Consider the following 24,833-nt stretch of genomic DNA (forward strand, 5'->3'; position numbering starts at 1 on the left):
AACGCAACTTCATCGTATGACATGCAAGCGACGACCTCAAGCCATTTCAAACCTAGCAAGACGCTAGGAAGTCGGCGCGACTTCGGTCTCGCGTGCCGCCGTCTCTTGCCGCGCGCTCTCCATGACAACATCGAACGCTAGCACAAATGCATGCATTAAATCAGGCAGCACAGCCGGCTCCTCTCTGAGACGGTCTTCGAGCGCCGTTGATGTTTTAAAAAGTTCGTTTGCAGAAAGATTACCTGCCGCGCCGCGAATTTTATGGACCAAATCAGCCGCGTGTAACAATTCGCCCGAGTGGATTGCATCTTGAATCTGTTGCAAACTCGATTCAAAGTCGTGCGCGAACAAGCTCAGCAGTTGCGACAGCAGCGCCTCGTGGCCGCCCAGCCGCTCCATCGCCTCGTGCATATTGATGCCGGGGCGCGGCGCCGCCGGCGCGCCGCTGCGGCGCAATAAGGGTTCCGGCTCCATGGCGCCGGCACGGCCCAGGTCCGGCGTCACCCACGTTGCCAGCACGGCGTACAGCGTGTCCGGGTCGATCGGCTTGGTGACGTAGTCGTTCATGTCCATTTCCAGGCAGCGCTCGCGGTAGCCGGCCACCGCGTGCGCGGTCATGGCGATGATGGGCAGGGCGGCATGGCGCTGGTCGGAACGAATCAGCGCCGTCGCCTGGTAACCGTCCATGTCCGGCATTTGGATGTCCATCAGCACAGCGTCATAGAGGTTGACGCCGATCAGGCGTGCCGCTTCCTCGCCGCTACTGGCGACATCGGCACGCACGCCGGCGCGCTGCAGGATTTCGCTCGCCACTTGCTGGTTGATGGCGTTATCGTCCACCACCAGCACGTAGGCGCCGCGGATGCGCTGCACCGCCACCGACGACGGCGGCGCGTTGGTGGCCACGCTTTGCTGGCTGGTCTCCAGGCCAAGCGCCGACAGCACGGCGTTGCGCAGCAGCTGAGGATTGGCCGGCTTATCGAGGAAGGGCATGCTGCGGGTCTGTTCGATGGTCTCTTTGTTATGCTCGCGCGCGTAGGCGGTTACCATCAACACGGCGGGCACGCCTGCCAGTTCGGGATCTTCGGCGATGCGCTGCAAGGTCTCGATGCCGTCGAGATCCGGCATATCGGCGTCGATCAGCAGCACGTCGTAGTTATCGAGCTGCATCGCTGCCACCGCTGCGGCGCCGGACGCCACCGCGCGCGCGCGCAGGCCCAGGCCGGTCAATTGGAATTTGAGCATGTGGCGGGTGGCTTCACAGTCGTCCACCACCAGCACGCGCTTGCCCTGTGCGGCCGCGGGCACCGCAGGCAGCGGTGGCGTTTGATCAACGGCCGCTTGCAGATGCACGGTGAAACTGAAGCTGCTGCCGACGCCGGGTTCACTATCGACCGAGATGTCGCCGCCCATTTTCTGCACCAGCTGCTGCGAAATGGCGAGACCGAGGCCGGTGCCGCCGTACAGGCGCGTGGTGCTGGCGTCGGCCTGCGCAAAGGCCTGGAACAGGCGCGCTTGCTGCTCCTGGCTGATGCCCAAGCCGCTGTCTTCCACCGTAAAGCGCAGCACCAGCGGCCCGCCGGGGACGACGTTGAGCGTGGCCGCATCCAGTTCCACGCGCAGTTCAATGTGGCCGCTGGCGGTGAACTTGAGCGCATTGCCGACCAGGTTGACCAGGATTTGTCCCAGCCGCAGCGGATCGCCCAGCAGGTTGGATGGCACCTCCGGCGTCGACCAGATCACCAGTTCCAGCCCACGCTCGGCGGCGCGCCACGAGAACAGGTCAGCGATTTGATTCAGCGTATCGGGCAGGTCGAACGGCAACGCCTCCAGTTCCAGCTTGCCCGACTCGATCTTGGAGAAGTCCAGCACGTCGTTGATGATCTGTAGCAGGCTTTGTCCGGCGCGGCTGATCTTGCGGAAGTAGTCGAGCGGCTGCGACGGCAAATCGAGGTGGGTGCCCAGGCCGGCGAAGCCAAGGATCGCATTCATCGGCGTGCGAATCTCGTGGCTGATATTGGCGAGGAACTCGCTCTTGGCGCGCGTGGCTGCTTCGGCATTGGTGCGCGCTTGTTCAATCATGCGCATCGAGCGCGCCTTCTGGTAAGCCGAGACGAACGGCTCTTTCAGCGCCTTGAGCAGGTCAAGGTCGCTCGGTGCGAAGGTGGCTTGGTACTGGTAGTTTTCAAAGATCAGGTAACCTTCGACCTGGCCGTCGATCACCACCCGCACCGACAGCAGCGCGCACACGTCTCCCGGCAGTGAATGCGGGTGGTGCACTTCAAAGATATCGGGGGCGATCATGTCCATAGGCGGCGCGTAGCGCAACTCGGCCTGCCGCAGATCGATACGATAGGCGTCGGCAGCGGCGTCGATGCGGCCCCACGCGGCGCGCAGGCTCAGGGTCTCCGTGCCATCCTCGCGCACCAGCGCCAGTGCCGAGTCGATGCCCTTGATGATGGTCGATTCGTGCAGGATGGTGTGCAGCAGGGCGTCGAAATCAATTTGCTCGTTAATCGACTTGACGATGGCGTTGAGTTTTTCAAGGTGCTGGGTGCGCGAATAGACCAGCGCCTGCAGCGCCTCGCCCTTGCGGTGCAACTGGCGCACGCGCATGCGCACCAGTGTCCACGCCAGCGCGCAGGCGGCGAGGAAATAGCACAGCCACGCCCACCAGGTCTGATGCCACGCCGGCAGCACCGTCACGCGCAGCGCCAGTTCGTCGGCGTTCCACAGTCCTTCGCGGTTACTGCCGCGCATGCGCAGCGTGTAGTCGCCGGGCGGCAGGTGGCCGTAGGTGGCGATGCGGCGGGTGGCGTCGACTTCGATCCAGCGCTGGTCGAAGCCCTCCAGCAGGTAGGAGTAGCGGTTGCGCTGCGGCGCGGAAAAGTCCAGCGCCGCCAGTTCCACTTCAAAGCTTTGGTTATCGGGTTTCAGGATCAGTGTCGGGCCGGCCTTGCCGGTCAACTCGGACGGCGTCAGCGCGCGCTGATCCAGCCGCACCGCGCTGATGACCAGCGGCGGGCGGTAGGCCCAGTCGCTCAGGCGTCCCGGGTACACCACCGCCATGCCGGCGGTGGCGCCGAACACCAGGTCGCGCTCCTGCGTCACGGTGCTGGCGCCAATGAAGAAGGTGCGGAAGGCCAAGCCGTCGGCGCGGGTCAGCGCGCGGGCGCGCAGCGTGCCCGAATCAACGACGGCAATGCTGTCGGAGGTCGCCGCCCAAATGCGGCCGATCGGATCCGATTGCAGCGACATAATGGTGCCGTTCTGTAGTCCCGCTGCGGTGCCAACGTGCTCGAATACCGGTTCGCCCAGCGCGTCGCGGCCGGTCATCACGCAAATGCCGCTGCCGTAGGTGCCGATCCACAGGCGGCCGCGCCGATCAAACACCAGAGCGTTGATGACCGCTTCCATTAGTGCATCCGGCTTGGCGGGATTGGCCTTGATCTGTTCTACTTTGCCGCTTTCGGGATCGATCCGGTTCAAGCCGTTGCGGGTGCCGATCCACAAGGCGCCATCGGCGTCGGCCACCACGGCGTGAACGCGGTTATCAGTGAGGCCGCCGCCTTCTTGCTGTCCCTGCACATAGCGTATCAATGCGCCGGTGGCCGGGTTGTAGCGCAGCAGGCCTTCAAAAGTGCCCATCCACAGTTCACCCTTGCGGACAAGGATGGTGCCGATGCGCGGATAGGGATTTTGCTGCGGCAGCGGAATGCGCTTGACCGCAGTGCCATTGCGGCTGGTGTGGTACAAGCCCAGTTGAGTGCCGATCCATGCCTCGCCGGCTTCCGCTTCGGCCAGCGACAGTATCACGCGGTTGGGGAGCGCCGTATCGGGCTTGTGCGGATCCGGGCGCAGGGCGCCGCGGCGGGCGCCGTCGTGCGGGACGATGTCGATGCCCTGGTCGGCAAGGCCGATCCAGACGTCGCCGCGGCTGTCGGTCATCAGCGCCGACACCCCGGCTTCCTGCGCGCCTTCGGCGCCAAAGACGGAATCGATGGCTTCACTGTGCGGATCGTAGATATCGACGCCGCGCTCGGTGGTCACCCAGATCATGCCGCTGCGGTCGCGCAGCAGGGCGGCGGTGCGGTCGTTACTGAGGCTGAAGGAGACTGCCGGCTGGTGCAGTATGCGCACGCTGCGGGCGCTGCCGGTGCGGTACTCGATGACGCCGCCGCCGTAGGTGCTGGCCCACCAGATGCCAGGCACCGTCTCGGCCACCGCCAGCACCATATTGGCCTGTGCGTCTTTCACGCCTTTGAGTGCGACGATGCGGCCGTTGTCGGCCAGCGCTTCAATCACGCCGATGCCGCTTTTCAGCGTGCCGAAGGCGATCTGGCCGCGGCTATTTTCTCCCAGCGCCAGCACTGTGTCGCTCCATGCACCCTGGCCGTCGTGGACGGGAATGCCGACGATGGTGCCGCCGGGCTTCATGCGCGACAGGCCGGTGGCGCTGCCGATCCACAGGTTGCCGGCGCGATCCATCAACAGCGAACGGATTTGATTGTCCGGCAGGCCGGGCGTGTCTTCGTGGCTGTAGCGGCGGATGGTCTTGTGGACGGTGTCGTAGTATTTCAAACCGGTCGGGGTGCCGATCCAAAGGTTGCCCTTGGCGTCGCTGGCGATGGCGCTGACCAGCCCCCGGCTTAACTCATCGTTTAAGCGGGTGTACTTTTCGGTGTGCTTGTCATACATGGCCAAGCCGGCGGCGGCAGTGCCGACCCAAAGGCGGCCGGCCACGTCCACGTGCAGTGCCTGAATGAAGTCACCCGGCAGGCTGGATGTATCGGCGGCGTCGTGGCGGAAGCTGCGCACGCGGTAGCCATCCCAGCGTGCAAGGCCGCTTTGGGTGCCGATCCAGATAAAGCCGTCGCCATCCTGCGCCAGCGCCATGCCGACGGGATGCGGCAAGCCTTGGTCGAGGCCCAGGTGTTCGAATAAGGGGGTAGCCAGTTGGTCCCAGCGCTCCGGCGCGGCCAAGGCGGCGCTACAGGCCCCCATGCCGGCCAACACTGCAAACGCGGCGAAGCGCAGCCAGCGCATGGCGGTTGCTAACAGGGCTGCAAGGACATAGATCAGGGCGCGCTCCTTCTAGGGTAGCTTAAGCATACGGAAATGCTGACCGAAAGTCTATGTCTGGCAACGGGAAATGCGCTGCGCTTGTACAATCACCACAGGCAAACCAGAGTAGGTATAGTTATGAAACCTGAAGTATTGGTAATGGCGGCCAGTCCCTCGGCCAGCGTGATGGCGCAACTGGAGCAGCATTTCGAGTGCCGCCACCTGTGGCAGCAGCCGCTTGAGCAGCAGGCCGCGTGGCTTGAAAGTGTGGCCGGCAGCGTGCGCGCGGTGCTGACGACCGGCGCGATCGGCATCAATGCGGCCTTGCTGGCGCAGCTGCCGAAAGTGGAAATCGTCGCCGTCAACGGTATTGGCACCGATGCTGTGAACTTGGCCGCAACCCGCGCGCGCGGCATCCACGTCACCAACACGCCGGGCGTGCTGACCGATGACGTGGCCGATTTGGCGTTGACCTTATTGCTGTCGGCCGCGCGCCGCTTGCCGGCACTGGACTTCTTTGTCCGCACCGGCGGCTGGGAGGCCGGCAAGGCAATTGCGCCGACGCGTGCGTTGCGCGGCAAGGTATGCGGCGTCTATGGCTTTGGGCGGATCGGGCAGGCGATTGCATTGCGGGCGCAGGCTTTTGGCATGCAGGTGCAGTACTTCCAGCCGCGCGCTATCGACGGCGTGGGCGTGCCGCGTGCGGATTCGCTGCTGGCATTGGCCGAGGCCAGCGATTATCTGGTGGTGGCTGCGCCGGGCAGTCCGGCCACGCGCCATTCGGTGGATGCGGCGGTGCTGGCGGCGCTAGGCCCGCAAGGTACGCTGGTGAACATCGCGCGCGGTTCGCTGGTGGATGAGGAGGCGCTGATCGCCGCGCTGCGCGAGCGCTCGCTGGGCATGGCCGCGCTGGACGTATTTGCGGACGAGCCGCGGGTGCCGGCGGCATTGCGCGAATTGGATAATGTGGTGCTGACGCCGCACGTCGGCAGCCTGACGGTGGAGACGCGCAACGCCATGGGGCAGCTCGTGGTGGACAATTTGCTCGCGCATTTCGGCGGCAAGGCCTTGCTGACACCTGTTGCATAATCGTTTCATGGGTTTGTGCTCTTGAGTGCGTAAGTCATTGAATATGCTATATTTATGTAATTAGAATCGTTTCATATAGCGTTTCACATGACTGATATCTTGCAGATTCTCCGGCTGGCGCGGGTACTGTCCGGCGCTGAGCTGCTGCTGCGCTTGCAGAAAAGCCGCGCAACGCTCAGCCGCGCCACCATGATGCGCATGGTGCGCGAACTGGGCGACCAAGTGGTGGTGCGCGGCGCTGCCCGCCGGACCAGCTACGCGGCGCGTCGTCCGCTGCGCGGCAGCACCGCGTCGCTGCCGGTCTACCGCATCGATCAAAAAGGACGCGGCGAACAAATCGCCGTGCTGGACCCGATCTATCCGGCCGGCTGCGCGCTGCGTTACGAACAGCAGTTTGAATGGCCGCTGGCGCCGGAGATGCGCGACGGCTGGTTCCCCGGCCTGCCATATCCGCTGGATGATATGCGTCCGCAAGGCTTCTTGGGACGTAATTTCGCGCGCAATTATGCCGGCCTGCTGCAAGTCGGTGCCGATCCGCAGAAATGGCCGGAGGACGATATCCTCTACGTGCTGGCGAATCTCGGCCACGACACGGCCGGCAACTACATCATCGGCGAAGCAGCTTACCGCCAACACCTTGCGGTGATGCGGGATGGGCACCGTCTGGCGAAGCAGCAAGAATACTGGGCGCTGGCCGACTTGGCCATGGTTGCCGGCGACGCCGGTTCCTCGGCAGGCGGCGAGTTCCCCAAATTTACGGCCTTCCGCGAGCATGAGGGCGAACGCGCACACGTGATCGTTAAATTCTCAGGCAACGATCACACTCCCGGCGTGCAGCGCTGGTCTGATCTGCTGGTGTGCGAGCACCTTGCACTGGAAGCCATCGTTAATGAACTGGGAGTGCCCGCCGCGCGCAGCCGCATATTCCGCGCCGACAACCGCACCTTCCTGGAAGTGGAGCGCTTTGACCGCCATGGAGAATTCGGCCGCTCCGCCGTCTGTACATGGGCGGCGCTGGATGCTGCCTTGTTTGGACTGGCCGGCGAAAACTGGAGCAGGGCGGCGGCGCGCATGCTGGCTGACCGCTACATCAGCGCGGCCACGCATCGGCGCATCAATCGCCTGTGGCACTTCGGCCGCTTGATCGCCAACAGCGATATGCACGAGGGGAACCTGGCCTTCGTTCCCGGCGCAGAGAGCGAGCCTCCGCTGGAACTGGCGCCAGCCTACGACATGCTGCCGATGCTGTATGCGCCGGCGCGCGGCGTGGAGCTGCCGCAGCGTGAGTATGCGCCATCGCTACCGCTGCCGGCCGAGCGTGAAGACTGGCTGGCCGCTGCCGATGCGGCGATGGCTTTCTGGCGTGTGGCGGCGGCGGATGAGCGCATCAGTGCGGCCTTCCGCGCCGTCTGCAAGGCTAATGGCAAGGAGTTGAAGCGTCTGCGGGAGATGATGGCGTAGCCGGGGTTGCGGCGAGTAGCGGTAATTGCGAATAGATCTTTACGCAATTGCGGCCCGCGCGCTTGGCGGCATACAACGCTTCGTCGGCGCGGCTGTAGGCCAGTTCGAAGCTGGTGCCGATGGTGTTCCAGCTCACGCCCACGCTGGCCGTAATCTGGCGGTCGATCGGTGCGCCGAAGACTTGATCGGCAATGGCGTCGCAAATGCGCAGCGCCACTTCTTTGGCCTCTTCGACCGATGACGTAGGCCACACCACCGAGAATTCCTCGCCGCCCACGCGGCCAATGGCCACACCGGGGCCGAGCAGCGTTTTCAGGCAGGCCACCACGGTCTTGATGACGGTATCGCCGGCCGGGTGGCCGAAATCGTCGTTGACCCATTTGAAATGATCGATATCGAGCACGATCAGCGCCATATCGCCTTTTTCAAGGCAGTCGGAGGCCTGATCGATGACTGCCGCGCGGTTCAGCGCACCGCTCAGCGGGTCGTGGGTGGCGCGGTATTCCAGCTGCTGCGCCAACTCGTGCAGCTGGCGGTTCATCTGGTTCATATCCAGTTCTGCGCGGTCGCTGCGGCGGATCAGGCGCCGGCTCTCGCGCATCAGGCGCTCGTAGTGGACGATCATCTCTGCCAACGCTGCGCGCGCATCGGCGCGCGGGTCGTCATGCGCCGCCTTGGCATTCGCCAGTGCGGCGCTTTCCAGCGCAAACAGGTCGGCGTCGGCCATGGATTTCATTAGTTGCTCACTGCGTGGTCGTGGAAGTCGAGTGCACCGAAATCGTCTTGCAGCTCCTGGCCGAATTCGAGGATGGTATCGTCGTCTTCATCGTGATACCAGTTCAGGCGCACCTGGTTGCCGTCCATGGCTGCGTTGTTGAGCGACTCGAAAAAGGTGAACAGCATCTTGGTGCTGGAGCTGTTGAAGTAGGCCAGCGACACGTTGACGGTAATCTCGGCCTCCTTGCAGCTATCCAGCCATGCCTGCACGCGCGCGATCACCGGGCCGTAGAAGGCGGCAGCGTTTTCTGGATAGGATTCGCCCTTGATCGACAGCGTGTGCTGGTCAAAGCGGAAGTCGATTTCCGGCGAGGTGGGCGAAGCGGCGATAAAAAGTGGTTCCATTGTTGTTCTCTGTATTAGGTTCAGATGATCGCTTTGATGCAGAAAATAGTGGCGTCCGGGTTGTGCGCGTCCTTGACGAACTCGAACTCCAGCGGCTCGCTGGCGTCGCGCGCCATGGTCAGGAAGCCGAGGCCCGCGCCTTTGCTGTCGGCCGGCGTTTCGTCACGCAGGGCTTTCTTGTAGGCGGACTTGATCTCTTCCATGGTCATGGTGTGCAGCGGCTCCAGGCGGCTGCTGATGCGCTGCACGTTGGCGCTATCGACCGGGTTGGCGCACAGCAGGAAGAAGCTGTCGCCCTTCATGCCGATGCAGAACGAGCCGCGGCGGATTTGGTTCTCGGCTTGCTCGTCGGGCGTCAGCGAATCGGACGAGTAGTGCATGATGTTCTGCGACATTTCGACAAACGACGAGAAGATGCGGCGCCGCGTAGGGCCGGCCGCACCGGCTACGTCAAGGCGCGCCTTGATGGTCTCCGAAATGGCGGCCACCACGTGCTGCGAAAAATAGCCCACGTAGAAAAAGATGATGTGGCGCTTGCGGGCCACGTCAAAGAAGTCGTTGAATTCTTCGTACAGCAAAATTGCTCCTCAGGGGCGGAAACAGAAAAAGGTCAGGTCGTCGCGGCGCGGCTGTTGGCCTTGCCACGCCTGGTAGTCATCCAGCATGGCTTGCGACACGTGGCGCGCGCACTCGGTGCGTTGGGCCAGCAGTACGTCGCGCATGCGGCGCTTGCCGTAGGCGATGTCCTTGGCGCCGCCGATCTGGTCGATCAAACCGTCGGTGGTGAGGAACAGCAGGCTGCCTTCCGGGATGGCGATCACTTTGTTGGTCCACTCGTAATCGAGCGGCGAATCGACGTAGCCAACGCCCATGCGTTCACCGTCCACGGTTTGTACTGCTTGCTGATCCGGGGCGAGCTGGAACAGCGATAGCTTGGCGCCGGCGAAGTGCAGCTGTCGGGTGGCGTTGTCGAACCATAGGAAGGCGGCATCCATGCCGTCGTTGGATTCGGCCGATCCGTGGCCTTCGACCTGGCCCAGCATGCCTTTGACGCCGCGGTTCACCTCCGCGATCAGGCGCGCCGGATCGCGCGGGCCCAGTTGCTGCAAGGCCTGCGTTAAAGTAGACGAAGAAATCAGCGTCATGAAAGCGCCAGGCACGCCGTGGCCGGTACAATCGGCAATCGCAGCGAACCAGCCGTCCTCGTACTTGGCGAAGTGATAGAAGTCGCCGCCGACCACGTCGCGCGGCTGCCATTCGAGATGCGCGTCGTCCAGCGCATCGCTCAGTGCGAGGTTGGATGGGCGCAGCAGCGAGCGCTGGATCACGCTGGCGTAGTCGATGCTGTGCATGATCTGGCGGTTTTTCTCGGCCTGCATATTGGCCACCACGTTCATCAGCTGGAGGCCGAAGCCGACGCCGGCCAGCGTGCCGTCGCGCGTGACGATAAAGCCGTCGGCCAGTGCCTTCTCGCCCGATTCCACGGCGCGGAAAGTCAGCGCCTCGATGCTCATGGCGGCATCGACGATCAGCGGTTCCTTGTCCATGAAGGCGATGCAGCTCTTTTTACCGTATAGCTCGTGATAGAAAGGCTTGGACATCTGCGACATGAAGATGTTGCGGCTGATGAGGCCGATAGGGCGGCCGGCCTCGATTACGGGCAGGCTCATCAAGTCACGGCGCTCCGTGAACAGTTCCAGTACGGCGAAATTGGTAGTGTCGGACAAAACCGAAATGGTTTCCACGCACAAATCGGCGGCAACCGACAAACGAAAACGCGGCAGGTGCAAACGAGAGGCATTGAACTCCACGGCGAGGAACCCTTTATTAACACTGAGGCCTGCATGCTAATAGGAAATTATTACCTGCTCATTACATCTTGATCTGGAGAAAATAATGTTGCATTAATTGCCTTGCGGTAACAAGGGCGTCACATTGGGTGTGTAAATTGGTGAGAATTCGTGCCGCAGGCACTTTTCTTGTCTTTGTGAATGGTTATGAAATTCCCTCAATTGAACACGGGTATGCGGGTGGTGGCGTCGTTTGCGGTGCTGCTGTTGGTGATGGCGTGCATGTCGGGCGTGTCGCTGTGGCGGCTGCAATCGGCCAACGACACGGCGGCTAACCTCGTGCATGAGAAGCTGGCGCGCCAGCAGTTGACCTCCGAGCTGCTGGGCGTGACGGAGCTGAATGGTTTGCGGGCGATGTCGATCGGCCGCAGCGATAGCCTGGAAGTGTCGGACATCTTCCAGGCGCAACTGACGGCCGGCGAGAAAGTAGCGGCCGAGATGGAGCGCAAGCTGGCGGCAATGCCGGTGCAGGATGATGAGGCGGCGCTGGTGCGCGTGGTGGCCGAGAAGAAGGCTGCTTTCCTGGCGATGCGCGGCGAACTGTTCAAATTTAAAGATAGCGGCCGCATACAGGAAGTGAGCGATCTGCTCGATAACAAATGGCCGGGCGTGTTCAAGGCGTACGCCGGCGCGCTGGAAAAGCTGCTGGCGCATCAGACGCAGCAAGCCAAGGCGCTGGCGGAGGAATCATCCGACCAGTTCGAAGGCAGCCGCGCGCTGTTGATTGGCCTGGGCCTGGCGACCCTGGCGCTGGGCGCGGTGCTGGCGTGGATGCTAACGCGCAGCATCGTCAAGCCGCTGACGCAGGCCGTCACCTTGGCCGAGCAAGTGGCCAGCGGCGAACTGCACGTGGCAATTGAACACGGCCGCAGCGATGAAATCGGCCAGTTGTTCGACGCGCTGTCGCACATGACCGGCCGCCTGTCCGATACCGTGGGCCGCGTGCGCGATGGCGCGGTGGCGATTGATGCGGCTTCACGCGAAATCGCCAGCGGCAATATGGACTTGTCGCGCCGCACCGAGCATCAGGCCGGTGCGCTGGAAGAGACGGCGTCGGCGATGGAAGAATTGACGGCGGCCGTCAAGCAAAACAGCGGCAACGCGCGCCAGGCAAATCAGCTGGCGATGTCGGCGTCCGAGGTGGCGGGCAAGGGCGGGGCGGTGGTAACGGAAGTGGTGCAGACCATGGCCAGCATCAACGACTACGCGCACAAGATCGTCGACATCACCAGCGTGATCGACGGCATCGCCTTCCAGACCAATATCCTGGCTTTGAACGCGGCCGTGGAAGCGGCACGCGCCGGCGAGCAGGGACGCGGCTTTGCCGTGGTCGCAGGCGAAGTGCGCAACCTGGCGCAACGCTCAGCCGAAGCGGCCAAGGAAATCAAAAAGCTGATCAACGATTCCGCCGAACGCGTCGCCAGCGGCAGCGCCTTGGCCGAAACCGCCGGCGCCACGATGAACGACATCGTCACCAGCGTGCAGAAGGTTACCGAGATCATCGGCGCCATCAGCGCAGCCAGCGGTGAGCAAGAGCACGGCATCGAACAAGTCAACGCCGCCATCAGCGAGATGGACGACGTCACCCAGCAAAACGCCGCCCTGGTCGAAGAAGCGGCCGCCGCCGCAGCCTCCATGCAAGCCCAGGCGCGTGCACTGGCGCAGTTAGTCCAGTCGTTCAAGACTGACTCGCAGCACGCCACCATCCAAGCCTTGCCATCACGCGAGCGCTTGCCGGAACTCCTCCGCGCTGCTTAAGGGGCACGAGCGGCGCATGTAACAAAATGCGCCGCAATGTATCGCAGCGTCATAGTCTGGTCACAAACGTTTGTTATCTTGCAAGCCTTTATAACAAGCCGGATTGACGATATGAACCGCAAGTCTATTTTCATCGCTGGATTGAGCGCGGCCTTGCTGGCTGCTTGCAGCAGCAGCGACAATGCGCCCGCTACCACCACGCCTCCAACCACCCCGGTAGCCGCCGCACCGAAAAACGTCATCTTCTTCCTCGGTGACGGCATGGGCTTGACCACCATGACCGCCGCGCGCATCTATTCCGTCGGCGAAGACGGCGAGCTGACCATGGACACGCTGCCGGAAACGGCGTTCGTCAAGACCTTCTCCAACGACGCCCAGGTCACCGACAGCGCGCCATCGATGGCCGCCTACATGACCGGCGTGAAGATGAATAACGAAGTAATCTCGATGTCGCAGAACACCGTCGCCATCGATCCGATCACCGATTCGGCCGGCAATAAGCTCGGTAACAACTGCGGCGCCAACAACGGCACTCCGGCCATCACGCTGCTTGAACTGGCCAAGACCGCCGGTCTAGGTACCGGCGTCGTTTCCACCGCCCGCGTTACCCACGCGACCCCGGCCGCGACCTACGCCCACATTTGCCACCGCGACCTGGAAAACGACATCGCCGCCGCAGCCGTGCCGGGCGGCGCCGGCTACAACAGCGCGCTCGGCGCCACCGGCCTCGACGTGCTGATGGGCGGCGGCAGCCAGTTCTTCAAGCCAGTCAAGGACGGCGGCAAGCGCGCTGACGGCCGCGATCTGATCGCCGAGCTGAAAGCCAAGAGCTACGCCTACGCCAGCAACAGCACCGAGTTCAACGCCATCGACGGCACCAAGACCGACAAGCTGCTGGGCCTGTTCACCTCCAGTCACATGAGCTATGACCTGGATCGCGACCCGGGCAAGGAACCTAGCCTGGCCGAGATGACCACCAAGGCCATGGACGTACTGTCGCGCAATGCCAAGGGCTACTTCCTGATGGTCGAAGGCGGCCGCATCGACCACGGCCTGCACGAAACCACCGCCAAGAAAGCGTTGCAAGACACCGTCGCTTTCGATAACGCCATCAAGGCCGCTATCGCCAAAGCCAAGCTGACCGACCCAACCTTGGCCAACACCCTGATCGTGGTCACCGCCGACCACGACCACACCATGGTACTGAACGGCTATGCCAAGCGCACCGGCAAGACCACTGCCAGCAACGCCGGCGTACTGGGCGTGGTGAAGAACTACGTGACCGGCGCAGTGGATAAAGACCTGGACGGCGCACCGTACTCGATCATCGGCTTCGGCAACGGCGAGAACCGCGTACAAGCTAGCCGCGCCAGCCAGTCGTCGCTGGACGATAGCGTCACCAGCGGCAACGTATATCACCAGGAAGCAGTGGTACGCGTGGCTGTCGGCGGCGAGACCCACGGCGGCACCGACGTCTTCCTCGGCGCCATCGGCAAGGGTGCGGACACTTTCAACGGCACCATCGACAACACCAAGGTCTTCAACCTGGTGAAGAGCGCAGCTGGCCTGTAAGTCACACTTTAAGAACGGAATCTCGCACATGAAACGTACTCTCTTAGCCGCCGCGCTGACGCTGTCCTTCGCCCAAGCTGCCTACGCAGCGGGTGAAGCCAAGAACATCATCTTCTTCCTCGGCGACGGCATGGGCCCGTCGACCATTACCGCCTCGCGCATCTACAAGTACGGCGAAGCGGGCAGCCTGACCATGGATACGCTGGAACGCACGGCCCGCATCAAGACCTACTCGAACGACGCGCAAACCACCGACAGCGCACCGTCGATGGCCGCCTATATGACCGGCGTGAAGATGAATAACGAAGTCATCTCGATGTCGCCGGAAACGGTTGCCACCAATCCCGGCAAGGATGCCAACGGCAATCTGGGCGTGAACAACTGCGCGGCCGGCAATGGCACTTCGGCGGTGACTATCCTGGAACTGGCCAAGGCCAAGGGCAAGGCAGTCGGCGCCATCACCACCACCGAGCTGACTCACGCGACGCCTGCCTCCACCTTCTCGCACATCTGCAACCGCAACGCGCAGTACCACATTGCGGCGCAAGTGGTGCCCGGCGGTGCAGGCTACAACGCCGCGCTGGGCGACGGCGTGGACGTGCTGATGGGCGGCGGCCGCAATCACTTCACGCCGTACAGCGCCACCAACACCGCAGGCCGTGCGGATGGCCGCAACCTGCTGACCGAATTGGCGGCCAAGGGCTACGTCGTGGCGGCCAACAAGACCGAAATGAACGCTGCCAGCGCCGGCAAGAAGTTCATCGGCTTGTACAGCACCAAGAGCCACCTCGAATATGAACTGGATCGCACCGCCACGCCGCCGCTGGGCGAAGGTGCAACGCAGCCTAGCTTGGCCGAGATGACCGTCAAGGCCATGGAGCTGCTGTCGGCAAATAAGGACGGCTACTTCCTGATGGTTGAAGGCGGCCGTATCGACCACGCACTGCATGGCACCAACGCCAAGCGCGCGCTGACCGATACCATCGCTTTCGATGACGCCATCAAGGCCGCGCTGGAGAAAGCCAAGCTGACCGATCCAACCTTGGCCAATACCCTGATCGTGGTCACCGCTGACCACGATCACACGCTGGCGTTCAACGGCTATGGCAAGAAGGGCAATCCTATCCTCGACATCAATCGCGGCTACAAGGACAATCAGCCAAGCAAAGACGCGGACGGCAATACCTACACCACGCTGGTGTTTGGTAACGGCCCGAATCGTCCTAACACCCGCGTGAATCTGGACAGCGCGACCGTACTGGCCGATAACTATCTGCAGGAGACCGGTGTGCGCCTGGCTAGCGAGACCCACGGCGGCGGCGACGTCAAGCTGTTCGCTACCGGCGCCGGTTCCAAGACCTTCAAGGGCACGCTGGACAACACCAAGGTGTTTAGCCTGTTGAAATCGGCCTTTGGATTCTGATGAAACGTGTGACTTTGTTGATGGCCGCGCTATGCGTGGCCGGTTCCGCCGCCGCGACCGACCTTGATGTGAAGATTGCTTATTACAGCAAGGTCGTCACGGCGGAGGGCGTGGTTCGCGAGGCGCGCTACGAAGAGAAGATGCTGCGCCGCGCTGGCCACGTGTGGAGTTCGCGCGTGCTGCCGGCGCACGTGGAGGAGCATAGCAACGGCGCGCCGCACAAGCACTTCAACCACGTGGTGCTGCCGCGTCATGTGATCCTGGAGAACGGCAAGCCGCGCGTGGAATTCGTCGATGCGCATGCGAAGGAAGTGGTGCGCGTGCCGCCGGCGGAGTATGACAACGTCAGCTTCGACGGTTCGTGGGATCACGCTTACTACCTGTTGGACAGCAAGCGCTTGAAGGCGATGCCGGTGACTGCGCGTGTCTCCTCCGTTGCTGGCGCTCGTTGGCGCGAACGCGAGGACAAGGGCTTGTTCGAGCGCGTGCTGTGGGACGACCAGCGTCAAGTGCCGCTGGTGATTGAAAGCGGCGATAAAGCCGCCACCTTCTTCAATCGCATGGAGCTGACCGTCCAGCCGACGCTAACCCGCGACCTGCCGTGGCAAAAGCTGAAAGGCTACTCGCAGAAGGAATACTCGGACTTCCTCGACTAGCCAGGAACTGCCTATAGCTTGTACGAAGCCTGAATCGACAACGCACGCGGCGCCATCGGTAAATCGTGCGGCAGGTTCAGGCCCGGTGCCGGACTTGGTTCGCGCACGTCGGTGTTGAAGACATTGCGCAGCGCCGCCGAGAAGTTCCACTGGTTGCGGCCATTGCGCGTGCCGATGGTCAGATCCAGCGTGGTGTAGTCGCCAAGCGCCGGACGCAGATCGCCGAAGGCGCGCTGGCGGCCCGCCACCCAGTTCATCTGCGCGCTCGATTGATAGCCGCTGGCGAAAGCCCATTCAGCCCGGCCATATAGGTGATGGCGCGGCGCATAGCCGGCGTCGGTGTTGGTGGTTTCATCGGTCGAACGCTGCCACGCGTAGTTGCCGGACAAGTGCACGTCGCGCGTCACCACCCAACTGGATTCCAGTTCGATCCCGTGACCTTTCTGGTTGCCGGCGTTGGCGTACGTCGCGCCGGTGCCGGCCAGCGCATTCGGCACGGTGCGGATGATGTTCTTCATATCGTAGTGATAGAAGGTCAGGTTGACCGTGGCATCCGTACGCGCCTGCCATGCGAACGAAAGCTCTGTCGTCGCATTGCGCTCCGGCTTGAGATTCGGATTCCCCAGCGCCACCGGATTGGTGATGCCGTAGCTCTCCGCAAACGCCGGTGCCCTGAAGGCGCGGCCGTACAGCAGCTTGGCGGTCAGGTCGAAACTGGCGTCCCATACCAGCGCCATGCGCGGATTGGTGGTGCCGCCAAAGTCCGAGTATTGATCGTGCCGCACGCCGGTCGTCAGATTCCAATCGGCCGCGAAGTTCCATTCATCCTGCAGGTAGACATAATCGATCCTGCGCCGTTGCGGGCGCAGGAAAGGCGTGGTGTACGTAGTCTCCACCACGGACGGCAGCGGAATCGGCGTGCCGTTGGCGGTGTAGTTGAAGTTGCGGTACTCGCGCGTGCGGTACAAATTGATGTCGTCGTGGCCGACGCCCAGGCGCAGATGATGTCCAGGCAGGCCGCCATAATCGGCATAAGCGGACAAACGGACGGCGCGCTCCCAGGTTTCCGGCGCAGCGATCATCCCGTTCGGGAAAGCGCCGGTCGGCAGCACGAGCCCCGGCGGCAGCAGGCGATACAGGGTCGGCATCTCTTGAGAATAAAACTGGGTGCTCAAGTTGGCGCCTAGTCCAAGGTCTTGCGTTACTTGCGGCTCGGCCCAGCTTAGACTCCCGGTGATACGCTCACCTTGTTGGCGGCCGACCGGATCCAGCGCCGATGCGATGCCCGCGCCAGTGCCCATGTCGTAACGCTTTTTGTAGCCAAAGCGCGCGCGCCATTGGTTGTAGACCAAGTCCAGATTGGCGTCGATGGACTTGAACTGTGTATTCAATTGGCCCGGCGCCAGCGAGGCGTCGGTTTTGAACAGTGCGTCGTTGCGCGTTTGTGCATCGGCTTCGATGGTGCGGTGGAAGCCGTCGGTCGAGCCCACGCGCAGATAAGCCGCGACATCGACATCGCCCATTTTGCCGCCGTGCTGCACCCAGCCATCGTATGTGCTGAACGAGCCGGCGCGCGCGCCGATCTCGGTGCCTGCGGTTTCATTCGCGCCCTTGGTGATGATGTTGATCACGCCGGATAAAGCATCCGCGCCATACAGCGCCGAGCCGGGGCCGCGAATAATCTCAATGCGCGCAATATGCTCGACCGGGAAGTTACCCCAGATATTGCCCTTGTTGCCGACATAGGCAGTGGTGATCGGCACGCCGTTTTGCAGCATCAGGATTTGCGGCGTGTACGGACTGACGATGCCGCGCACCACGTACAGCGGCGAGTAGCTATTCGGCGTGCGGTTGACGTGGATGCCGGCCACACTTTCCAGGATCTGATCCAGATCGGTCGCACCCATGGCGGCGATATCGGCCGCCGTCACCACTGACGCCACGGCCGGCGCGCGGCGCAGCGCTTGCAGATTGCCGGTGGCGATACTGACGCTGTCACCCGCGCCGTAGACCAGCGCCATTTCCTCCTCGTCGGCCGACGGGCCGGCGTAGGCATGGGTATGAATTAGCGGGAGGGTGAGTGCCGCGGTCAGGTACAGCCGTTGGGCGCTCGACTTCTTCAAGATGCTATCTCCGTGTTTGTTTTTTTGATTGAACGTCTCGCTAATTCTGCAAATTGATCGGCCGGGATGGCAGGGCTCAGGTGGTAGCCCTGCATCAGGTCACATGAACGATCCGCGAGGAAGGCCAGTTGCGCATCGGTTTCGACGCCTTCCGCCACCACTTCCAGGCGCAGGCTGTGGGCCAGCACGATGATGGCGCTGACGATGGCTGCATCATCCGTATCCTGCGGCAGGTCGTGCACGAAGGAGCGGTCGATCTTGATGATATCGACCGGGAAGCGCTTCAGGTAGGACAAGGACGAGTAGCCGGTGCCGAAATCGTCGATCGACAGGCGCACGCCGATTTCACGCAGGCGATGCAGGGCGGCCAGCGTGTCCTGCGCATTTTCCATCAGCGTGCTTTCGGTGATTTCCAGTTCCAGCAAATGCGGCGGCAGGTTGGTATCGGCCAGCGCCGCTTCCACCGACGCGGCAAAGTCTTTTTGCAGCAACTGGCGCACCGACAGGTTGACCGCCACGCGCATCTCCGGCAAGCCGCTGCAGATGAAGTGCTGGAGTTGCGTACAGGCGGTGCGCAGCACCCAGTCCCCAATCTGGTTGATGATGCCGGTTTCCTCGGCCAGCGGAATGAAATCGGCCGGTGCAATCATGCCGCGCGTCGGATGGCGCCAGCGCACCAGCGCTTCCATAGCGACGATACGGCCGCTTTTCAGGCAGGCCTGCGGCTGGTAGTGCACTTCCAGCTGGTGCTGCTGTTCCATGGCGCGACGCAGGTCGCTTTCCAGCCGCACGTGTTCGGAGATCGAATGCTCCATCGACGATTCGTAGAACTGGAAGCCGGTGTTGGTGCGTTTGGCGCGGTACATGGCGCTGTCGGCGTGCTTGACCAGCGTGGCGACGTCGCCGCCGTCGTGCGGGAACATGGCGATGCCGACGCTGGCGGTGACGAAGATTTCGTGGCCGTCGATCGGGAACGGCGCGGACAGCGCGCGCACGATGTTGTGGGCAGCGGTGGCGGCGGAAGCCGGACTATCAAGTTCATTGAGGACGACGGTGAATTCGTCGCCGCCGAGGCGCGCCACCGAGTCGGCCGCGCGCACGGTCTGGCGCACGCGCTGCGCCACGCCTTGCAGCAAGCGGTCGCCAACGGCGTGGCCCAGATTGTCGTTGACGTATTTAAAGCGGTCGAGATCCATGAACAGCACCGCCACTTGCTGGCCGCTGCTGCGCGCATGCTCGATGCTTTTGCCGAGCAGTTCGAAGAACAGGGTGCGGTTCGGCAGATTGGTCAGCACATCGTTGTAGGCGAGGTGGCGGATGCGCTTCTCGGCGCGATTGGCTTCGATGATGCGGCGCACGCGCTGCGACAGCACGGCGTAGTGGATCGGCTTTGGAATGTAGTCGCTGGCGCCGGCGGCGAAGGCGCGTTCCACCGAGGAGTTGTCTTGCAGCGCGGTGATCATGAGTACCGGGATGTCGGCGCCGTTCGGCAGCTCCTGCATGCGCGCGCAGGCGGTGAAGCCATCCATCACCGGCATCATGGCGTCCATCAGGATCACGTCCGGCTGGAAGCGGGCCAGCATGGCCAAGGCTTGCTGGCCGTCGGAAGCTTCTTCGACCCGGAAGCCGTCGCGCTGCAGCGTGTGGCGCAAGGTGCTGCGGGTGCTGCGGTCGTCGTCCACCACCAGCACTTGCGGCGTGTCTTCGCTTGTGTGCAGGCCATCCGGCTCGGTGTAGCTCAGCTCTGCGCGCAGGAACGCGGCGACGTTTTGGTATTGTTCGTTCAGCGGCGCCAGCAGGGGAAGGATGAGTTCCGGCTGGCCGGCGGCGGCGAGTTGTTCCGCTTGCAGTGCCAGTTGGGCGAGGGCGTCTGCGCCAAAGTTACCGGACGATCCTTTGAGTGCATGGGCGCGGATGCGGGCGGTATTCATGTCGCCGTTGCGGATGGCCAGGGCGAGATCGGCAAGACAGGCCGGCGTGTCTTCAAGATAGGGCGTGACGGCGTGCGGCAGCGAGTCGCCCAGCACTTCGCGCAGCTTGTCGAAGACGTCGAGGTCTACTGGCGCCGTGCCGGAGCCGCGCAGCGCCGGCGAGCGTGTGGCCGGCAGGGGAGCGTCGACGGAAGGTGCGGCAATTGCGCCGCCGTGCGGCAGCCATTTTTCCAGTTTGTGGCGCAGTTCGACCAGCGTGATCGGCTTGGCCAGGTAGTCGTCCATGCCGGCGGCCAGGCATTTTTCGGCGTCGCCGATTTGCGTGTTGGCGGTCATCGCCACCAGCGGCGTGCGGCGGCCCAGCGCTTGTTCCGCCAGACGAATGTGCGCGGTGGCTTCGTAGCCGTCCATCTCCGGCATGCTGCAATCCATCAGAATCAAATCGAAACGCTCGCGCTGCGCGGCGCGCACCGCTTCCACGCCGTCGGCAGCAAATTCGCACACGCAGCCGTTCATGGCCAGCATGCCGGCAGCGACCATTTGATTGGTGCGGTTATCTTCAGCGATCAATACGCGGAACTGGCGCGCGGGCAGGGCGCGCGGAGGCGCGTGCAACACGGTGGCCGCCGCCACTTGCGTGGCCACGGGCTGGCTCGCCGCCGCGCGGCATGCAATCGAGAAGCTGAACGTCGTCCCGCTGCCCAACACACTTTGCACACGAATCTCGCCACCCAGCAGCTCAACCAACTGCTTGCAAATAGCCAGACCGAGGCCGGTGCCGCCATAACGCCGCGTGGTACTTGGATCCGGCTGCACATACGCTTCAAACAGGCGCTGCTGAACTTCTTGGCTCATGCCGATGCCGCTATCGCGCACCTCAAACCGCAGCACCAGCGGGTCATCAGCAGCCAGCGCCACATTGATAACCACCTCGCCATGCTCGGTGAACTTGACCGCATTCCCGGTCAGGTTGATCAGAATCTGACGCAGGCGGAGCGCATCGCTGACCACGCGATCCGGCACATCGGCCGCCATATTCCAGCTTACGCCCACACCTTTTTGCTGCGCCGGACGCGCCAGCAGTTCCGTGGTCTCGCAAAGCAGGGCGGCGAGACTAAACTCGGTCTCTTCCAGCGCGAGCTTGCCGGCCTCCATCTTGGAGAAGTCCAGAATGTTGTTAATCAGCGCGATTAAAGTGCGCGAGGAGTTCCACGCTACGTCCACAAACTCCTGCTGCCGCTGCGTCAAGCGCGTTTCCTTCAGCATGTCCAGCATGCCGACCACGCCGTTGAGCGGCGTACGCACTTCGTGGCTGACGGTTGCCGCAAATTGCGCCTTCATCTGGGCCATATTGACGGCGGCCGCCTCGCGCTGTTCCAGCACATTCATCATCTGGTTGAATGCCTGGCCCATCTCGATCAGATCGCGCGGGCCGGCCGGCGTTGCGCGCATGCCGGATTCGCCCGACTCCGCGCGGCGCATCAAGCGTGACAAAGCATTCAAAGGAGTCAGCATATGGCGCGTGAGCAAACGCGCCAGCACCAGCAATACCACCGCAAAGGACAGCGTCAAACCAAGATTCCCCAGCAGCAGAGACCAGGTGAGTTTATTCAGCGTGGCTTTAGACAGCTGCACATGCACATAACCGAGCAACTGCTGCTGATGCTCTTGCAATTCAAAAGGAGAGGCCTCCGACTGTCCGCCATACACCGGCGCGACAAACACCCAGCCATCCGCATTCTCGCCAGCCATGCCGGCATGCGACGGCGGAGGAGCGCCAAAAATGGAAGGATCCAGCTTGGCGCCGCCCTGCGCGCGCGACAGCAGCACCGAACGCCGCGCATCCATAATCTGCAAGCCCGCAACATCCGGGAAGGCCAGTGTGGCGTTCACCACGTCGCGCGCATTCTCGGCAGAGTGGAACAACAAGGCCAGCGTGCTTTGGCGCGCCAGATTATCGGCAATCCGCTGCCCTTGATCGACAAAGTGATCGCGCATGCGCGAATTGGCGGCCCACGCATTCATCAAGGCCGAGAACACGGCCAGTCCCAAAATCGCCGCCGACACCATGATGGTCAGCTGGCGTTGGAATCCGGTGCGGCGTAAGAATTGACGAATCATGGTCATCGTGCTCACGGTTGCGGATACACGAAATCAAAGCTGCGCTGCTGAAGCGCGCCCAGATTCAAGCCGATATGGCTGGCGGTGCGTAGATTAATCGCGGTGTGCAGCTCGCGCAGCGGCACCAGCGGACGTCGGCGAACTTCGCCGGCAATCACGCCCATGGCCGATGCGGCCAGCGTGCGGCCCAGCTCCACGTTATCCGGCACCATGGCAAACAGCGCGCCTTTTTTCACGTGCAGCACATTGCTGGAGAATACGGGCAGATTGCTATTCCACGATTCGCGCAGCACCAGCGGCAGGATGGTGCTTTCCTCCACCGTGGTGCTGTCGTGCGGCAGCCAGACCGCATCGTGACGATTGTCCGCGCCTGAAATCAACTGGCTATACAGCTTGGCGGCGCTGGCCAGATCGCCCGCCACATGGGCCGACAATTCGATGTTCTGCGCCTTGGCCGCCTCGCGTGCCAGCTTGATCAGCCAGTCCGACTTCTGCGGGTTGTAGACCACGACGATGCGGCGCAGCTCCGGCAGCAGTACGCGCAGGCGCGAAAACAGCATGGCTGGATCAGGCGTCATGCTGATGCCCATCACGTTCTCGGACTCCGACAACAGCAGCACGCCGCCGGCCAGCACCGAGATCTCGCGGTCGAAACCAGCGGTCGCGTTCAAGCCCTGGCGGCCCAGCGCGATCACCACCTTGGTGCCGCTGCGTTTGAGCGTGTTATTTAATTCGGCCGTATCGACCTTCGGATCGACAGGGTAGGCGCGCACTTTGAGTTTGATGCGATCCTCTATGCCTTGAATCATGGCGAGGAAAGCGGAGCGGAACGGCTCCTCCACATTCGGATAGACCACCGCGATGCTGCCCTTGTTGAGCGAAGCTTGCAGCTCCGGGCGGCGCAATTGATCTTCCAGCTGGGCGAGCGTGACGGGACGCACGTCGGGACGCAGCGGCGCTGGGATGGTGACCACATCCAGCGGCTCAATCAGCATACCGGTCTCGGCGACGGCAGTGGCGACGATGGCGCTCGATTGCAAGGCGGAGCCGGTCGCTTGCGCGGCGCCGCCCGAGATCAGCAGCGTTACCGCAGCAAACAGGGCAATTGTAATATTTTTCATCAGGCTACCGTTACTGCATCTTCAGGCGAACAGTGCCGTTCAGATGCTTTCATAGTATAAGTCGGCTCTTTGCCAAAACGGAAAGAAAATCACGCAATTAACGTTGTTGGTTTGAGACAATGGAAGCGCTTCCATTTGGTATAATTTTCTTATGCCCATCTCCAAAACGCCGATCCAGACGCCGCCCATGTTCAACCTTGCGTGGCCTTTGCTGGTCGAGCTTGGACTGGCGATCGTCGCCAGCGTGGTCGGTACGGCGCTGGCCTCGCGTATTTCGGACGAAGCGGGAGCGGCGTTTGCGATTGCCAGCCAGGTGTCGGCGGCGTTGTTCATCCTGTTCCGCATCATCGGCGCCGGCGTCAGTGTGGTGGTGACGCAGAATCTCGGCGGCGGCCAGCGCGAGGCTGCCAACAAAGTCGCGTGCGCGGTGGTCGGCGCCAGCACCTGGCTAGGCGCGGTCACCGGATTGATCGCGATGGTTGGCGCGAACGGCTTGCTGCACCTCTTGAATACGCCCGCTGAAGTCTTCCCGCTGGCCGCGCCATTCCTGGTCGCGCTGGGGCCGGCCATGCTGTTCGACGCATGGAACGCCTCCATGGCCGGCGTGATGCGCGCCCACTTGCGCACCCGCGACACGCTGGTGGTGTTGATCATCATGCACCTCACGCACTTTGCGTTGGCGCTGCTGCTGATGCACGGCTGGGGGCCGCTACCGGCATTGGGGCTACCCGGCTTTGCGATTGCGCTGACGATCAGCCGCGTGGTTGGCCTGGTGCTGCACTTGATGATGTGGCGCGTGCATTTGCAGATCACGGTGGCGCGCGACGACTGGTGGCGCTTGCCGCGCCGCGAGCTGTCGGCCGTGCTGCATATTGGCCTGCCGGGAGCCGCCGAGAATATCGCGTGGCGCCTGGCCTTCATGGTCAGCGTGGCGACGGCGGCGGAATTGGGCGCGAAGGCGCTGGCAACGCAGGCCTACGTGCTGCAGTTGATGGGCGGCGTGATGATGTTCAGTATCGCCACCGGGCTGGCGGTGGAAATCGTGGTCGGTTATTTGATCGGCGCCGGTGAGCTGCGCGAGGCGCATCGCGTGGTCAAGCGCTCCTTGGCGCGCGGGCTGGTGGTGTGCGTGCTGATTGCCGCCTGCGCTGCGCTGTTCGGCCGCTGGCTATTGGGATGGTTCACGCAGGATCACGAAATTCTCGCCGCCGGCGCGACGCTGTTGTGGATTACGGTGATATTGGAACCGGGACGCACCTTCAACCTGGTGGTGATTAACGCGCTGCGGGCGGCGGGCGATGCGCGCTTCCCGGTGATGGCGGGCGCCTTCTCGATGCTGTTTGTGCTGGCCGGCGGCAGCTGGCTGCTGGGCGTGGTGCTGGGCTGGGGCTTGCCCGGCGTGTGGATCGCTTACGCCGCCGATGAATGGATACGTGGCCTCATCATGTGGCGGCGCTGGCAGACGCACGCCTGGGTGCCGCATGCGCGGCGTTCGCGCAAGCGGCTGCGGACGGACATCGTCGTGGTCGAAGGCTAGGGCGC

General features: G+C 62.9%; 15 protein-coding genes. 7 read left to right on the forward strand and 8 right to left on the reverse strand.

Annotated elements, in window-relative coordinates; genetic code table 11:
• Positions 1 to 63: 63 nt before the first annotated feature.
• A complete protein-coding gene (locus tag GTP45_RS10105; RefSeq protein ID WP_161013747.1) occupies positions 64 to 5,046 on the reverse strand; it encodes a hybrid sensor histidine kinase/response regulator in 4,983 nt (1,660 codons plus the stop codon).
• Positions 5,047 to 5,202: 156 nt separating this feature from the next.
• Here GTP45_RS10105 and GTP45_RS10110 point away from each other — a divergent pair, with 156 nt between their 5' ends.
• Positions 5,203 to 6,153 (forward strand): 2-hydroxyacid dehydrogenase, encoded by a 951-nt coding sequence (locus tag GTP45_RS10110; RefSeq protein ID WP_161013748.1) that lies wholly within the window; start codon positions 5,203 to 5,205, stop codon positions 6,151 to 6,153.
• Between the two features lie 87 nt (positions 6,154 to 6,240).
• Positions 6,241 to 7,614, forward strand: coding sequence for a type II toxin-antitoxin system HipA family toxin YjjJ (gene yjjJ, locus GTP45_RS10115; protein ID WP_161013749.1), 1,374 nt, complete (start codon positions 6,241 to 6,243; stop codon positions 7,612 to 7,614).
• Here yjjJ and GTP45_RS10120 read toward each other — a convergent pair.
• Genes GTP45_RS10120 through GTP45_RS10135 form a run of 4 tightly spaced genes read right to left on the reverse strand, consistent with a single transcriptional unit; the run spans position 7,571 to position 10,526 of the window.
• Positions 7,571 to 8,341, reverse strand: a complete 771-nt coding sequence (locus GTP45_RS10120) for a GGDEF domain-containing protein (RefSeq protein WP_161014179.1) — start codon at positions 8,339 to 8,341, stop codon at positions 7,571 to 7,573. The genes yjjJ and GTP45_RS10120 overlap by 44 nt on opposite strands.
• 8 nt (positions 8,342 to 8,349) lie before the next feature.
• On the reverse strand, positions 8,350 to 8,736 hold the full coding sequence (locus GTP45_RS10125) for a DUF1987 domain-containing protein (RefSeq protein ID WP_161013750.1): 387 nt from the start codon (positions 8,734 to 8,736) through the stop codon (positions 8,350 to 8,352).
• Positions 8,737 to 8,756: 20 nt separating this feature from the next.
• Positions 8,757 to 9,314, reverse strand: a complete 558-nt coding sequence (locus tag GTP45_RS10130) for a SiaB family protein kinase (RefSeq protein ID WP_161013751.1) — start codon at positions 9,312 to 9,314, stop codon at positions 8,757 to 8,759.
• Between the two features lie 9 nt (positions 9,315 to 9,323).
• A complete protein-coding gene (locus tag GTP45_RS10135) occupies positions 9,324 to 10,526 on the reverse strand; it encodes a SpoIIE family protein phosphatase (protein WP_166454607.1) in 1,203 nt (400 codons plus the stop codon).
• A gap of 207 nt (positions 10,527 to 10,733) precedes the next feature.
• On the opposite strand from GTP45_RS10135, the gene GTP45_RS10140 reads away from it, so the two are divergent.
• The 4 genes from GTP45_RS10140 to GTP45_RS10155 all read left to right on the forward strand — a co-directional run bounded on the left by GTP45_RS10140 (position 10,734) and on the right by GTP45_RS10155 (position 15,995).
• Complete coding sequence (locus GTP45_RS10140) at positions 10,734 to 12,344, forward strand: methyl-accepting chemotaxis protein (protein ID WP_161013753.1); 1,611 nt, start codon at positions 10,734 to 10,736, stop codon at positions 12,342 to 12,344.
• Between the two features lie 111 nt (positions 12,345 to 12,455).
• Positions 12,456 to 13,916: an alkaline phosphatase gene (locus GTP45_RS10145; RefSeq protein WP_161013754.1), complete on the forward strand. Its 1,461-nt coding sequence runs from the start codon at positions 12,456 to 12,458 to the stop codon at positions 13,914 to 13,916.
• Positions 13,917 to 13,935: 19 nt separating this feature from the next.
• The gene (locus GTP45_RS10150; RefSeq protein ID WP_371874444.1) at positions 13,936 to 15,339 is read left to right on the forward strand and encodes an alkaline phosphatase; all 1,404 of its coding nucleotides are present in this window, start codon (positions 13,936 to 13,938) and stop codon (positions 15,337 to 15,339) included.
• Positions 15,339 to 15,995 carry a hypothetical protein gene (locus GTP45_RS10155; RefSeq protein ID WP_161013756.1) on the forward strand — a complete coding sequence of 219 codons (657 nt, stop codon included), beginning with the start codon at positions 15,339 to 15,341 and terminating at the stop codon, positions 15,993 to 15,995. The genes GTP45_RS10150 and GTP45_RS10155 overlap by 1 nt, the downstream gene beginning before the upstream one ends.
• A gap of 11 nt (positions 15,996 to 16,006) precedes the next feature.
• Here the strand turns inward: GTP45_RS10155 and GTP45_RS10160 are convergent, their stop codons facing one another.
• From GTP45_RS10160 to GTP45_RS10170, 3 genes are read right to left on the reverse strand one after another with little or no spacing between them, the layout of a single operon-like run.
• Positions 16,007 to 18,118: a TonB-dependent receptor plug domain-containing protein gene (locus tag GTP45_RS10160; RefSeq protein WP_161013757.1), complete on the reverse strand. Its 2,112-nt coding sequence runs from the start codon at positions 18,116 to 18,118 to the stop codon at positions 16,007 to 16,009.
• Positions 18,115 to 22,170 (reverse strand): EAL domain-containing protein, encoded by a 4,056-nt coding sequence (locus tag GTP45_RS10165; protein ID WP_161013758.1) that lies wholly within the window; start codon positions 22,168 to 22,170, stop codon positions 18,115 to 18,117. The genes GTP45_RS10160 and GTP45_RS10165 overlap by 4 nt, the downstream gene beginning before the upstream one ends.
• An 11-nt stretch (positions 22,171 to 22,181) precedes the next feature.
• Positions 22,182 to 23,291 carry an ABC transporter substrate-binding protein gene (locus tag GTP45_RS10170; RefSeq protein ID WP_161013759.1) on the reverse strand — a complete coding sequence of 370 codons (1,110 nt, stop codon included), beginning with the start codon at positions 23,289 to 23,291 and terminating at the stop codon, positions 22,182 to 22,184.
• Between the two features lie 151 nt (positions 23,292 to 23,442).
• On the opposite strand from GTP45_RS10170, the gene GTP45_RS10175 reads away from it, so the two are divergent.
• Positions 23,443 to 24,828 (forward strand): MATE family efflux transporter, encoded by a 1,386-nt coding sequence (locus GTP45_RS10175; protein WP_161013760.1) that lies wholly within the window; start codon positions 23,443 to 23,445, stop codon positions 24,826 to 24,828.
• The last annotated feature ends 5 nt before the right edge of the window (positions 24,829 to 24,833 follow it).

Source organism: Duganella rivi (genome assembly GCF_009857435.1).
In the GTDB taxonomy this organism is placed as follows: Bacteria; Pseudomonadota; Gammaproteobacteria; order Burkholderiales; family Burkholderiaceae_D; genus Rugamonas; species Rugamonas rivi.